The organism is Streptomyces sp. NPDC001732 (genome assembly GCF_053596315.1).
Window position 1 is genome coordinate 1 of record NZ_JBSFFY010000057.1, and the last position, 13,750, is coordinate 13,750.

The following is a 13,750-nucleotide window of genomic DNA, read 5'->3' on the forward strand; positions in this document are numbered from 1 at the left end:
GACCCTGTGGGAGAGTAGGACGCCGCCGGACTCCTTTTGGGAGAGCCCCGTGCCCTTGCGGCACGGGGCTCTTCTGTTTTCACCACCCATACCGCAAGTGCTTCCGTCACCCCTGTGACTCTCCCCGTGACGGCTGAAGGTAGGGTCGGGGGGCATCATTGGCACGTTCTTCACAGGAGGCCCCCGGGTGGAGGTCCAGGAGACTCGGGTTCAGACGGACCGGGTGCTCACCATCCCCAACATCCTCAGCATGGCTCGCCTTGTCGGGGTTCCGCTCTTCCTGTGGCTGATCCTCCGCCCCGAGTTCGGCGGGCCCAAGAGTGACGGGTGGGCACTGCTGGTGCTGATGCTCAGCGGTGTCAGTGACTACCTCGACGGCAAGCTCGCCCGCCGGTGGAACCAGATCAGCAGTCTCGGCCGGCTCCTGGACCCCGCCGCGGACCGCCTCTACATCCTTTCGACGCTTGTCGGCCTGACCTGGCGCGAGATCCTTCCGCTGTGGCTCACCGCGGCACTTCTCGCCCGGGAACTGATGCTCCTCGTGATGGTCGGAATCCTGCGTCGGCACGGCTACCCGCCGCCTCAGGTGAACTTCCTGGGCAAGGCGGCCACGTTCAACCTGATGTACGCCTTCCCCTTGTTGCTGCTCAGCGACGGAAGTGGTTGGCTTGCATCGCTGGCCGCCATTTTCGGATGGGCGTTCGCAGGTTGGGGTACAACGCTCTATTGGTGGGCAGGGATCCTCTACGTGGTTCAGGTCCGCCGGCTCGTCAAGGCGGATGTAGTAGCCGATTGAGCTCGTTGACGCGGTGCCGCGCAGTGTGGCCGGCCTGCCGCTGATGAACCGGATGATGCCCCCGACGGGCGAAGTCGGCTAAACCGTCGTCTCTTCAAGGAGGACGTTTCCGACATGAAGGCCGTCGTGATGGCTGGTGGCGAAGGCACTCGCCTTCGCCCCATGACCTCGAGCATGCCCAAGCCGCTTCTGCCCGTAGCCAACCGGCCGATCATGGAGCACGTGCTTCGGCTGCTGAAGCGGCACGGACTGAATGAGACCGTCGTGACGGTCCAGTTTCTCGCCTCGCTGGTCAAGAACTACTTCGGGGACGGCGAAGAGCTCGGGATGGAGCTCAGCTACGCCAACGAAGAGAAACCGCTCGGTACCGCCGGAAGTGTGAAGAACGCCGAAGAAGCGCTGAAGGACGACACCTTCCTCGTCATTTCCGGTGACGCGCTCACCGACTTCGACCTCACCGAGCTCATCGCCTTCCACAAGGAAAAGGGCGGCCTCGTCACGGTGTGCCTGACCCGCGTGCCAAACCCCTTGGAATTCGGCATCACCATCGTGGACGAGGGCGGGCAGGTCGAGCGTTTCCTGGAGAAGCCCACCTGGGGCCAGGTCTTCTCGGACACCGTCAACACCGGCATCTACGTCATGGAACCCGAGGTGTTCGACTACGTCGAGGCCGACGTATCGGTGGACTGGTCCGGGGACGTCTTCCCGCAGCTCATGAAAGAGGGCAAGCCCATCTACGGCTATGTCGCCGAGGGCTACTGGGAGGACGTCGGCACCCATGAGAGCTATGTGAAGGCCCAGGCCGACGTTCTTGAACGCAAGGTCGACGTCGACATCGACGGATTCGAGATCTCGCCGGGCGTATGGGTCGCGGAAGGCGCGGAAGTACACCCCGACTCGGTATTGCGCGGCCCGCTCTACATCGGTGACTACGCAAAGGTCGAAGCCGGCGCGGAGATTCGCGAACACACGGTCATCGGGTCGAACGTGGTCGTCAAGAGCGGCGCATTCCTGCACAGGGCGGTGGTGCACGACAACGTCTACATCGGCCAGCAGAGCAATCTGCGCGGTTGCGTGATCGGCAAGAACACCGACGTCATGCGGGCCACCCGTATCGAGGACGGCGCGGTCATCGGGGACGAATGCCTGATCGGTGAGGAGTCGATCATTCAGGGCAATGTCCGCGTGTATCCGTTCAAGACCATCGAGGCCGGCGCCTTCGTCAACACCTCGGTCATCTGGGAGTCGCGTGGGCAGGCGCACCTCTTCGGAACCCGAGGAGTGTCCGGGATCCTGAACGTGGAAATCACGCCCGAGCTGGCGGTCCGGCTCGCCGGAGCGTACGCCACGACTCTGAAGAAGGGCTCCACGGTCACCACCGCACGTGATCACTCCCGTGGTGCCCGCGCCCTGAAACGGGCGGTGATCTCGGCCCTCCAGGCCAGCGCCATCGACGTCCGGGACCTGGAGAACGTACCGCTGCCCGTCGCACGCCAGCAGACCGCGCGGGGCAGCGCCGGCGGGATCATGATCCGCACGTCCCCCGGGGTTCCGGACTCGGTCGACATCATGTTCTTCGACGAGCGGGGAGCAGACCTCTCCCAGGCGCGACAGCGGAAGCTGGACCGCGTCTACGCACGCCAGGAATACCGGCGGGCCTTCCCCGGGGAGATCGGGGACCTGCACTTCCCGTCCAGCGTCTTCGACTCGTACACCGGATCCCTGCTGCGGAACGTGGACACCACGGGGATCGCCGATGCAGGTCTCAAGGTGGTTGTCGACGCGACCAACGGAAGCGCCGGGCTCGTGCTGCCCAGCCTGCTGGGACGGCTCGGCGTGGACGCGCTGACCATCAACCCCGGCCTCGACGAGTCCCGGCCCACCGAAACCGCCGAGTCCCGGCGTTCCGGGCTCGTACGCCTGGGCGAGATCGTCTCCTCGGCACGGGCCTCGTTCGGGGTGCGGTTCGACCCGGTCGGCGAACGGCTCTCCCTGGTCGACGAACGGGGCAGGATCGTGGAGGACGACCGGGCCCTGCTCGTGCTGCTCGACCTCGTGGCGGCCGAACGGCGCAGCGGACGGGTGGCACTGCCGGTCACCACGACCCGCGTGGCAGAGCAGGTCGCGGCGTACCACGGCACGCAGGTCGAGTGGACGACGACATCGCCCGACGACCTGACGCGCGTCGGACGCGAGGAAGGCACCATCTTCGGTGGAGACGGTCGCGGGGGCTTCGTCGTTCCCGAATTCAGCAGCGTCTTCGACGGATCCGCCGCGTTCGTGAGACTCCTCGGACTCGTCGCCCGGACCCAGCTCACCCTCAGCCAGATCGACGCCCGCATCCCCCGGGCCCATGTCCTGCGCCGTGATCTCGCCACGCCCTGGGCCGTCAAGGGCCTGGTCATGCGCCGGGTCGTGGAAGCGGCAGGGGACCGCAGCGTCGACACGACGGACGGTGTACGGGTCGTCGAGGCCGACGGGCGCTGGGTGATGGTGCTGCCCGACCGGGCCGAGGCGATCACCCATCTGTGGGCCGAGGGCCCGGACGACACCTCCGCGCAGGCACTGCTGGACGAGTGGGCGACGGTCGTGGAGAGCGCAGGTCGGTGACTGCCCGAGCGGTGTGCCAGGAGGCGTTGCCGGACGCCTCCGGGCACACCGGTGGGGCCATTCGGCGGTAGCGGCGGCGACGTGCGACGATGTGCGGCATGTCGCAGCAGCCCCCCGAACGGAGTACCGCCCCGCCCGCGCGTCCCGACGCGTCCATGTCGCTGCTGACCAATGTGATGGACCACAGCCTGGACGACGGATACGCCGAAGCCTCGGCACGTCGCAAGGCGGACGGAAGCGCGGGCATGCCCCGCACGCTCAAGGCGAAGCTCGGCCTCGCCGCCTGTCTGGTGCTCGCCGCACTCGTCGTCACGCTCGGCGCCGCGGAGGCACGCGTCGCCGCGCCGGTTCTCGCCAAGGAGCGCCAGGAGCTGATCGACCGGATCGACGACGAGACGGAGGCGGCCGACACCCTGGAGTCCCAGGTGGACAAGCTCCGGGCCGATGTGGGCAGGCGCCAGCGCAAGGCTCTGGAGAAGCACGGCGGGGACCAGGGCGAACGGGTGGCGCTGCTCGCCGGGGCCACCTCCGTGGAAGGGCCCGGCCTGAAACTCGTCGTCGACGACGCCGAGGACACCGCCCAGGGCGGCGGAGGGCCGAGGGAGACCAGCGGGTTCGCCGACACCGGACGGGTGCGCGACAGAGACCTCCAGCGGGTCGTCAACGGCCTGTGGCAGTCGGGTGCGGAGGCGATCGCGATCAACGGGCAGCGCCTGACGGCCCTGTCCGCGATCCGCGCGGCGGGCGACGCCATACTGGTCGACAACAGGCCGCTCGTGCCGCCCTACACGGTGCTGGCGGTGGGCAATGCCAAGCAGCTCGGCACCGCGTTCCGGGAGAGCGCCGACGGCCAGTACCTGCAGGCGCTCAAGGACACCTTCGACATACGGACGAGCATGTCCGTGCAACAGAAGGTGAGCCTCCCCGTCGCGCCGAGCCTGATCGTACGTACAGCAGAGCCTTACAAGGCCGCAGACACCGGCAGTGGTGCGGCAGACACAGGGAAGGGCACATCGTGATCGCCGTACTGGGCCTCGTCGTGGGAGTCGTGGTCGGACTGTTGGTCCGGCCCGAGGTGCCGGCGGTGGTCGAGCCCTATCTGCCCATCGCCGTCGTGGCCGCCCTCGACGCGGTCTTCGGCGGCCTGCGAGCCATGCTCGACGGGATCTTCGTCGACAAGGTGTTCGTCGTGTCGTTCCTGTCGAACGTCGTGGTGGCTGCCCTGATCGTGTTCCTGGGCGACAAGCTGGGCGTCGGAGCGCAGCTGTCCACCGGTGTGGTGGTCGTGCTCGGGATCCGGATCTTCTCCAACGCCGCGGCCATCCGCCGGCACGTCTTCAGGGCCTGAGGCCGATGAGCAACGAAGAACTCCCCGACGGCGGACTTCCCGGGGACGAGGAGAGCAAGGAAAGCGCGAGCGAGCGGCAGGCCGGCCCCGCCCAGGAGATCACCGGGCGCCAGCGGCTGATCGCCGGACTGTGGCCACCTCGGGTGACACGGGCCCAACTCATCGTCGCGATGCTGCTGTTCGGGCTCGGCCTCGGGCTCGCCATCCAGGTGCGGTCCAACAGTGACAACAGCGCTCTGCGAGGAGCCCGCCAGGAGGACCTGGTCCGGATCCTCGACGAGCTGGACGACCGCACACAGCGCCTGGAGGACGAGAAACAGCGGCTGGACGCCCAGCGCACGGAGCTGGAGAACAGCTCCGACCAGGCCGAGGAGGCGCGCAAGCAGACGGTGGAGAAGGAACGGCAACTCGGTGTCCTCGCGGGCACCGTGGCGGCCCACGGCCCCGGCATCACGCTCACCGTCCACGACCCGGGGAACGGGGTCAAGGCGGACATGCTGCTCGACGCGCTCCAGGAGCTGCGTGCCGCGGGCGCCGAGGCGATCCAGGTCAACGGGGTGCGCGTGGTGGCCAACACGTACTTCTCCGGTGACGGCGGCAACGTCAGGGTTGACGACCGCAAGATCACCGCGCCGTACGTCTTCGAGGTGATCGGCAAGCCCCAGGATCTGGAGCCTGCGCTGAACATTCCGGGCGGCGTCGTGCAGACGCTGGAGAAGGAGCAGGCCACCGTGCAGGTCGCGCGGGCCGACGACATCGTGGTGGACGCCTTGCGACCGGCGAAGCAGCCTGACTACGCTCGGTCGTCGTCACCGTGAGTCCGCGGCGTGAAGGGGCCGGAGGAGACAGGCACGAGGTTGCGGGGGGTCGCCGCATCGTATTGGTGGCGCGTGGTGGAAACTGTCGAGTGGATACGGACGTTGTGAAGATGTCCGGGTCGGCAGGTGTGTTCATTCAGGGTTCGTCCTGCCCCACGGGCGGGTCTATTTCGGTCAAGGGGAATCGCCCGTGAAGTTGTTTGGGAAGTTGTTCGGCAAGAGCGCTCGCGACGAGGCCGCCCGCCATCGCGCACCGCGCCATGGCCAGGTGGATGAGCAGGGCACGGAACGCCCGCTCTTCCGTGATGAGGTGGCGGGTCCGGGCAGTGACAATTCGGGAGCTTCCGGCGCGTCGTCTGTTGACCCTGCCGGTCCCGGCCGCATAGGTTTCGGAGAACCGTCGACCTCAGGTACGGGTGGAGGGTTCACCCCCAGGCAGGAGGGCTCGTCCATGCCGGTCTGCACGAGGTGCGGGCATCGCAATGCCGAGGACAGTCGGTTCTGCTCCAACTGCGGTGCGCCGCTGAGGGGCGGGGTTCCCGAGCGTGCCTCGGAGACGACCTCGACCATTTCCATTTCCGGTCTCGAGGCGTACGAGGCGGAGGTCACCGGGCAGACTGCGGTGCCCTCCCTCTCGCCCGAGGCGCAGGCCGCCGTGGACGCCCTTCCGGTCGGTTCGGCGCTCCTGGTGGTGCGTCGCGGGCCGAACTCCGGCAGTCGCTTCCTGCTGGACGGTGAGCTGACCACGGCCGGCCGCCACCCGCAGAGCGACATCTTCCTCGACGACGTGACGGTGTCGCGTCGGCACGTGGAGTTCCGCAGAAGCCCCGACGGCAGCTTCACGGTCGGGGACGTGGGCAGTCTGAACGGCACCTACGTCAACCGGGAGCGCATCGACTCCGTGGCGCTGTCCAACGGCGACGAAGTGCAGATCGGCAAGTACCGGCTGGTCTTCTATGCGAGCCAGCGCGGCATCTGACCCGCCAGGGAAGGTCCATGCTGAGAACACCGACGGGCGGTGCCGGTCACGGCACCGCCACCGCCGACGACCGCCCGATGAGCATCGGCACGGTGCTCCTGCGCCTGCGGGACGAGTTCCCCGAGGTCACGATCTCCAAGATTCGCTTCCTGGAGGCCGAAGGGCTCGTCGAGCCGCAGCGGACCCCTTCCGGTTATCGAAAGTTCCGCAGCGCCGACGTGGAACGCCTGGCCCAGGTGCTGCGCATGCAGCGGGACCACTACCTCCCGCTGAAGGTCATCCGCGAGCATCTCGACGCCCTCGCCCGCGGCGAGCAGTCCGCCCTGCCGTCCGCGGGCGGTGTGCGGGAGCTCGCCGCCGGCGGACGACAGGCGGAACCAGGGCGGACGACCGCGGCCCGTATCGGCCGTGCCGAACTGCTCGCGGCCGCCGAGGTCGGCGAGAGCGAGCTCGAGGAGTGGGAGTCGTACGGCCTGGTCGCTCCGACGGCGGAAGGCGGTTACGACGCCGAGATGGTCACGGTGGCCAAGCTTGTGGCGGATCTGGGCAGATTCGGTCTGGAACCGCGCCACCTGCGTGCCATGCGGGCGGCCGCGGATCGCGAGGCGGGACTCATCGAGCAGGTGGTCGCGCCCCTGCGCAGGCACCGGAATCCGCAGACCAGAGCACATGCGGAGGCCACCACGAAGGAGCTGGCGGAGCTGTCCGTGCGGCTTCATTCGGCGCTTGTCCAGACCGCTCTGGGGATCCGGCTGCACTGATCACGGGGGTGCCCGACTACCCAAACCTGCCGAGCACGTCCTAGGGTTGCTGTGTGAACGAGCTCGACGTTGTGGGTGTCCGGGTGGAAATGCCCTCCAACCAACCGATCGTGCTCCTGCGTGAAGTGGGAGGCGACCGGTACCTCCCCATTTGGATCGGTCCTGGTGAGGCGACTGCGATCGCCTTCGCCCAGCAGGGCATGGCTCCGGCCAGGCCGCTGACCCATGATCTCTTCAAGGACGTGCTCGAGGCCGTCGGCCAGGAGCTCACCGAGGTCCGCATCACGGACCTGCGGGAAGGGGTCTTCTACGCGGAGCTGGTGTTCGCCAGTGGTGTCGAGGTGAGCGCGCGGCCGTCCGACGCCATAGCGCTCGCGCTGCGTACCGGAACGCCGATCTACGGCAGTGACGGCGTGCTCGACGACGCGGGCATCGCCATCCCGGACGAGCAGGAGGACGAGGTGGAGAAGTTCCGCGAGTTCCTCGATCAGATCTCTCCGGAGGATTTCGGTACCAACAGCCAGTGACCGTTCCGCGGGGGCGCCCTCAGCGCATTCGGCAAGCCTTTCCCGCTCGCGAGGCACGGGAAACCACCCTCGGGGTGATTATCACTCGGCGTGCCGAGTGTGGCGATCGTTGACGCACCCCGAGTGACTGCCTACCTTCGAGATGGCAGGTCAAGGACGGAGGTCGGCGTGAGAAGCAGCGGCGACGGTACGGCAGCCGGTGGGCCGTATCTGCAGCAGGGGAGTACAGCCGACCACACCATCGTGCAGCCGGTTCAATCGGCTGTGGTGGCAGGGGGCGGCGTGGCATCGGCCGACGGCATCGGGTACCGCGGGCCCACGGCCTGCGCGGCAGCGGGCATCACCTACCGGCAGCTCGACTACTGGGCGCGCACGGGGCTGGTGGAACCGAGTGTGCGCCCGGCGTACGGCTCCGGCACACAGCGGCTCTACAGCTTCCGGGACGTCGTCCTGCTGAAGATCGTGAAGCGTTTCCTGGACACGGGCGTCGCCCTGCAGAACATCCGCACCACGGTGCAGCACCTGCGGGCCCGCGGATTCCAGGACCTGGAGCGGATGACCCTGATGAGCGACGGGGCCACGGTCTACGAATGCTCCTCGCCCGACGAGGTCGTCGACCTCCTCCGGGGCGGCCAGGGCGTCTTCGGCATCGCGGTGGGCGTGGTCTGGCAGGACGTCGACGTCGCCCTGTCACAGCTGCACGGCGAGCGGGTGGACACCGGTGAGACGCTGATCGGCAACAACCCCACAGACGAGCTCGCACGGCGGCGCAACCGCGCCGGCTGACCCCGCCGAGGCCCCGGCCCCGCCGATTGTCAGTGCCGTGGTGCAGCATCGGTTGATGTGAGAACCGCTCCCACCATCCTGCATCTGGACATGGATGCCTTCTACGCCTCCGTGGAGCAGGCGGCGAAGCCGAGCCTGCGCGGCAAACCGGTCGTGGTGGGCGGGCTGGGGCCCCGAGGGGTCGTGGCGACCGCCTCGTACGAGGCGCGGCGCTTCGGGGTGCACTCGGCGATGCCGACCGCGCAGGCGCGGCGGCTGGCCCCCAACGCGGCCTATCTGGTGCCCCGCTTCCAGCTGTACCGGACGGTCAGCAACCAGGTGATGGAGCTGCTCGCGCGGCTCTCCCCGCTGGTGGAGCCCCTCAGCCTGGACGAGGCGTTCGTCGACCTGGAGGCCGGCGGGACGGCCGACGACACGGCTTCGGCGCGGAAGATCGGTGAGCAGCTGCGCACCGCCATCAGAGCGGTCACCGGGCTCACCGGCTCGGTCGGGCTCGCCGGTTCCAAGATGCTGGCCAAGATCGCCTCGGAGGAGGCCAAGCCGGACGGGCTGCGGGTCATCGAGCCGGGTACGGAGCGGGAGCTGCTCGCGCCCATGCCGGTGCGGATCCTGCCCGGCGTCGGCCCCGCCACGGCGGACCATCTGCGCCGTGCCGGGATGACGACGGTGGACGACCTGGTCACGGCGGGGGAGGCCGAGCTGGTCCGGCTGCTGGGCAAGGCGCACGGCGGCTCGCTCCACCGCATGGCGTTCGGCCACGACGACCGGCCCGTGGTCGCGGAGCGCGACGCGAAATCGGTGTCGGTCGAGGACACCTTCGACGTCGACCTGCACGATCGGGTACGGGTCAGGACAGAGGTGGAGCGGCTGGCCGACCGGTGCGTCCAGCGGTTGCGGGGCGCCGGGCGGTCCGGGCGGACGGTGGTCCTCAAGGTGCGCCGGTACGACTTCTCGACTCTCACGCGGTCCGAGACGCTGCGCGGGCCCACGGACGACCCCACGGTGGTCCGTGAGGCCGCCGCACGGCTCCTGGAGGCCGTGGACACCACCGGGGGCGTCCGGCTGCTCGGAGTGGGCGTCACGGGGCTTGCCGACTACACGCAGGAGGACCTCTTCGCCCAGGCCGCCGGTGAACAGGCCACAGGCCGACGGGCCGCCGACGACGGGGCCGCGGCCGGGGAGGCGGCGACGGCGGAGGACGACCGGGGCGGACCGGCGGACGGCCCGCGGCACGAGCCCCCGGAAACCCCCGAGGACCCGGCCGCGCGGCACTGGCCCGCCGGACACGACGTGCGCCACGACACCTACGGCCACGGCTGGGTGCAGGGCAGTGGCATCGGCCGGGTGACGGTGCGGTTCGAGGAGCCCGATTCGGCGCCCGGCCGGGTGCGTACGTTCCGGATCGACGACATGGCGCTGCGGTCGGCCGATCCGCTCCCGCTGGTGCGCGAACCGGCGGACTACTCCTCCTGGCCCGCCAGCCTGCCGAAGTCCCTGTCGGGGCCGACCCCCTCGGGCGGTGAGTCCAGACCGTAGTGCCGGTAGAGCTGGAGTTCCTGATCCGGCGAGAGATGGCGGCCGACGCCGAAGTCGGGTGCGTCCTTGATCAGCGCACGGTCGAAGGGAACGCGGAGCGTGTCGTCCACGAATTCGCTGGGTTCCAGCGGGACGAAGGCGTCCCGGCTGAAGAGTCCGGTGCGTACGGCCGCCCATTCGGGTACCCCGGTCGCGTCGTCGAGGTACACCTCGTCCACGGTTCCGATCTTGGTGCCCTTGCGGTCGAATGCCTTGCGGCCGATCAGGCTGCGCGGATCGATGTCGGTCTGCACGATCCCTCCCATTGGTCGCGGCTACTCCACAAGCACTACAAAAGGGCAGATCCGGGGGGTCGGCCACTCGAGGGTTCGGCCACGAACCCCGCTGGTAGGCTGGTGGCGGCCGCTGACCCCGTGCGGGAGAGTCCTCCGGAACCGATCCGAAGGCGCCGAAGGAGCAAATCCTCCCCGGAATCTCTCAGGCCCCCGTACCGCACGGACGAGGTCACTCTGGAAAGCAGGGCGGGTTCCGTGCGGCCGGGTGCCGGAGCGGTTCCCTTCCTCACCGACGGTGAAAGTCGGCACGCCGCAAAGCATGCCGGTGAAGCTCTCAGGTTGAGATGACAGAGGGGGAGGCCGTCCGGGCACCCGCGCCGAGGTGCCCCTCGCAGGTCGTGACAGACCAGGAGGCCTCCACCATGACCCCCCGTCGCACCCCGCTCTCCCAGCTGGAGCAGGGCATTCCGTTCGAACAGCGGCACATCGGCCCCGATGCCGAGGCGCAGTCGAAGATGCTCGCCCAGGTCGGGTACGGCTCGCTGGACGAGCTCACCGCGGCCGCGGTGCCCGACGTCATCAAGAGCACCGAGGCACTCCGGCTCCCGGCCGCGCGCACCGAGGCCGAGGTCCTCGCCGAACTGCGTTCCCTCGCGGACCGCAACCAGGTGCTGACCCCGATGATCGGGCTCGGCTACTACGGCACCTTCACCCCGCCGGTGATCCTGCGCAACGTCATGGAGAACCCCGCCTGGTACACGGCCTACACGCCGTACCAGCCGGAGATCTCCCAGGGCCGCCTGGAGGCGCTCCTCAACTTCCAGACGATGGTCGCCGAGCTGACCGGGCTGCCCACCTCGGGCGCCTCCCTGCTCGACGAGGGCACCGCGGCCGCCGAGGCCATGGCGCTCTCCCGGCGCGTCGGCAAGGTGAAGGACGGCGTCTTCCTGGTCGACGCCGACGCCCTGCCGCAGACGATCGCGGTCATCGAGACCCGCGCCGAGCCGACCGGCGTCGAGGTCGTCGTCGCCGACCTGTCCGACGGCATCCCGGCGGAGATCGCCGAGCGCGGTGTCTTCGGCGTGCTGGTGCAGTACCCGGGTGCCTCCGGAACCGTCCGGGACGTCCGCCCCCTCATAGAGCGGGCCCACGAGCTCGGCGCGATCGTCACCGTCGCCGCCGACTTGCTGGCCCTGACCCTGCTCACCTCGCCGGGCGACCTGGGCGCGGACATCGCGGTCGGCACGACGCAGCGCTTCGGCGTGCCGATGGGCTTCGGCGGACCGCACGCCGGGTTCATGGCAGTGCGCGAGAAGTTCGCCCGCAGCCTGCCCGGCCGCCTCGTCGGCGTCTCCGTCGACGCGGACGGCAACAAGGCCTACCGGCTGGCCCTGCAGACCCGCGAGCAGCACATCCGCCGCGAGAAGGCCACCAGCAACATCTGCACCGCGCAGGTGCTGCTCGCCGTCATGGCCGGGATGTACGCCGTCTACCACGGCCCGGACGGGCTGCGCACGATCGCCCGGCGCACCCACCGCTACGCGACGATCCTGGCCGAGGGGCTGCGCGCCGCCGGTGTCGACGTCGTGACCGGCGCCCACTTCGACACCCTCACCGTGCGCGTCCCGGGCCGGGCCGCGGAGGTCGTCGAGAGCGCCCGCGAGCGAGGGGTCAACCTGCGGCTCGTCGACGCCGACCTGGTCTCCCTCGCCTGCGACGAGACCACCACCCGTACGCAGATCACCGCCGTCTGGGCCGCCTTCGGCGTCGACGGGGACATCGAGGCGCTGGACACCACCGTCGCCGACGCGCTGCCCGAGGGGCTGCTGCGCACCGACGAGATCCTCACCCACCCGGTCTTCCACCAGCACCGTTCCGAGACCGCGATGCTCCGCTACCTGCGCCGGCTCGCCGACCGGGACTATGCGCTGGACCGCGGCATGATCCCGCTCGGCTCCTGCACCATGAAGCTGAACGCGACCACCGAGATGGAGCCGATCACCTGGCCCGAGTTCGGCGCGCTGCACCCCTTCGCTCCGGCCGAGCAGGCGCAGGGCTTCCTCACCCTCATCCGTGAGCTGGAGGAGCGCCTCGCCGAGGTCACCGGCTACGACGCGGTCTCCATCCAGCCGAACGCGGGCTCGCAGGGCGAGTTCGCCGGTCTCCTGGCCGTACGGGCGTACCACCGGGCCAACGGCGACGAGCAGCGGACCGTCTGCCTCATCCCGTCCTCCGCGCACGGCACCAACGCCGCCAGCGCCGTGATGGCCGGCATGAAGGTCGTCGTGGTCAAGACCGCCGACGACGGCGAGGTCGACATCGAGGACCTCCGCGCCAAGATCGAGAAGCACCGCGAGGAACTCGCCGTGCTCATGATCACGTACCCGTCGACGCACGGTGTGTTCGAGGAGCACGTCGCCGACATCTGCGCCGAGGTGCACGACGCCGGCGGCCAGGTGTACGTCGACGGTGCCAACCTCAACGCCCTGGTCGGTCTCGCCAGGCCGGGACGGTTCGGCGGCGACGTCTCGCACCTCAACCTGCACAAGACCTTCTGCATCCCGCACGGCGGCGGCGGCCCCGGGGTCGGCCCGGTCGGTGTGCGCGCGCACCTCGCCCCGTACCTGCCGAACCACCCGCTCCAGCCCGCGGCGGGTCCCGAGACCGGCGTCGGGCCGATCTCGGCCGCCCCGTGGGGCTCGGCCGGCATCCTCCCCATCTCCTGGGCGTACGTCCGCCTGATGGGCGGGGAGGGCCTCAAGCGCGCGACGCAGGTCGCCGTGCTCGCCGCCAACTACATCGCCAAGCGGCTGGAGCCGCACTACCCGATCCTGTACAACGGCCCGGCCGGACTCGTCGCGCACGAGTGCATCGTGGACCTGCGGCCGATCTCCAAGGCCACCGGCGTCAGCGTCGACGACATCGCCAAGCGCCTGATCGACTACGGCTTCCACTCGCCGACCATGTCGTTCCCCGTCGCCGGGACGCTGATGATCGAGCCGACCGAGAGCGAGAACCTCGCGGAGCTCGACCGGTTCTGCGACACGATGATCGCCATTCGCGGCGAGGTCGAGAAGGTGGCTTCGGGCGAGTGGAGCGCGGACGACAACCCGCTGCGCAACGCCCCGCACACCGCGGCGATGCTGGGCGGGGAGTGGAAGCACGGCTACAGCCGGGAGACAGCGGTCTTCCCGGCCGGGGTCTCGGCCGCCGACAAGTACTGGCCGCCGGTGCGCCGGATCGACGGCGCCTTCGGTGACCGCAACCTCGTCTGCTCCTGCCCGCCGCTGGACGAGTACGACAGCTGAGCCGTG

12 protein-coding genes and 2 riboswitches are annotated in these 13,750 nt (G+C 69.3%); of the genes, 11 read left to right on the forward strand and 1 reads right to left on the reverse strand.

Annotation, left to right across the window (positions count from 1 at the left end; genetic code table 11):
• The first annotated feature begins 187 nt into the window (after nucleotides 1-187).
• The 10 genes from ACWCXX_RS32630 (at nucleotide 188) to ACWCXX_RS32675 (ending at nucleotide 10,161) form a co-directional block, all read left to right on the forward strand.
• The gene (locus tag ACWCXX_RS32630; RefSeq protein ID WP_451133602.1) at nucleotides 188-796 is read left to right on the forward strand and encodes a CDP-alcohol phosphatidyltransferase family protein; all 609 of its coding nucleotides are present in this window, start codon (nucleotides 188-190) and stop codon (nucleotides 794-796) included.
• Between the two features lie 114 nt (nucleotides 797-910).
• A complete protein-coding gene (locus ACWCXX_RS32635; protein ID WP_451133604.1) occupies nucleotides 911-3,406 on the forward strand; it encodes a sugar phosphate nucleotidyltransferase in 2,496 nt (831 codons plus the stop codon).
• Nucleotides 3,407-3,504: 98 nt separating this feature from the next.
• Nucleotides 3,505-4,425: a DUF881 domain-containing protein gene (locus ACWCXX_RS32640; protein WP_451133606.1), complete on the forward strand. Its 921-nt coding sequence runs from the start codon at nucleotides 3,505-3,507 to the stop codon at nucleotides 4,423-4,425.
• Nucleotides 4,422-4,754 carry a small basic family protein gene (locus ACWCXX_RS32645; RefSeq protein ID WP_003970459.1) on the forward strand — a complete coding sequence of 111 codons (333 nt, stop codon included), beginning with the start codon at nucleotides 4,422-4,424 and terminating at the stop codon, nucleotides 4,752-4,754. The genes ACWCXX_RS32640 and ACWCXX_RS32645 overlap by 4 nt, the downstream gene beginning before the upstream one ends.
• 5 nt (nucleotides 4,755-4,759) lie before the next feature.
• Nucleotides 4,760-5,572, forward strand: coding sequence for a DUF881 domain-containing protein (locus ACWCXX_RS32650; RefSeq protein WP_451133608.1), 813 nt, complete (start codon nucleotides 4,760-4,762; stop codon nucleotides 5,570-5,572).
• Nucleotides 5,573-5,633: 61 nt separating this feature from the next.
• Entirely contained in the window at nucleotides 5,634-6,551 is a 918-nt protein-coding gene (locus tag ACWCXX_RS32655; RefSeq protein ID WP_451133670.1) for an FHA domain-containing protein, read from the forward strand.
• Between the two features lie 17 nt (nucleotides 6,552-6,568).
• Nucleotides 6,569-7,312 carry a transcriptional regulator FtsR gene (gene ftsR, locus ACWCXX_RS32660; protein WP_451133610.1) on the forward strand — a complete coding sequence of 248 codons (744 nt, stop codon included), beginning with the start codon at nucleotides 6,569-6,571 and terminating at the stop codon, nucleotides 7,310-7,312.
• Nucleotides 7,313-7,365: 53 nt separating this feature from the next.
• Entirely contained in the window at nucleotides 7,366-7,839 is a 474-nt protein-coding gene (locus ACWCXX_RS32665; RefSeq protein ID WP_006123076.1) for a bifunctional nuclease family protein, read from the forward strand.
• A 168-nt stretch (nucleotides 7,840-8,007) separates the two neighbouring features.
• Nucleotides 8,008-8,625, forward strand: coding sequence for a MerR family transcriptional regulator (locus ACWCXX_RS32670; protein WP_451133612.1), 618 nt, complete (start codon nucleotides 8,008-8,010; stop codon nucleotides 8,623-8,625).
• Nucleotides 8,626-8,682: 57 nt separating this feature from the next.
• A complete protein-coding gene (locus ACWCXX_RS32675) occupies nucleotides 8,683-10,161 on the forward strand; it encodes a DNA polymerase IV (RefSeq protein ID WP_451133614.1) in 1,479 nt (492 codons plus the stop codon).
• On the opposite strand, the gene ACWCXX_RS32680 is transcribed toward ACWCXX_RS32675, so the two are convergent.
• Complete coding sequence (locus ACWCXX_RS32680; RefSeq protein ID WP_451133616.1) at nucleotides 10,086-10,466, reverse strand: PRC-barrel domain-containing protein; 381 nt, start codon at nucleotides 10,464-10,466, stop codon at nucleotides 10,086-10,088. The genes ACWCXX_RS32675 and ACWCXX_RS32680 overlap by 76 nt on opposite strands.
• A gap of 101 nt (nucleotides 10,467-10,567) precedes the next feature.
• Nucleotides 10,568-10,664: riboswitch (glycine riboswitch) on the forward strand.
• A riboswitch (glycine riboswitch) is annotated at nucleotides 10,665-10,797 on the forward strand.
• 61 nt (nucleotides 10,798-10,858) lie between these two features.
• Here ACWCXX_RS32680 and gcvP point away from each other — a divergent pair.
• Nucleotides 10,859-13,744 carry an aminomethyl-transferring glycine dehydrogenase gene (gene gcvP, locus ACWCXX_RS32685; RefSeq protein WP_451133618.1) on the forward strand — a complete coding sequence of 962 codons (2,886 nt, stop codon included), beginning with the start codon at nucleotides 10,859-10,861 and terminating at the stop codon, nucleotides 13,742-13,744.
• The last annotated feature ends 6 nt before the right edge of the window (nucleotides 13,745-13,750 follow it).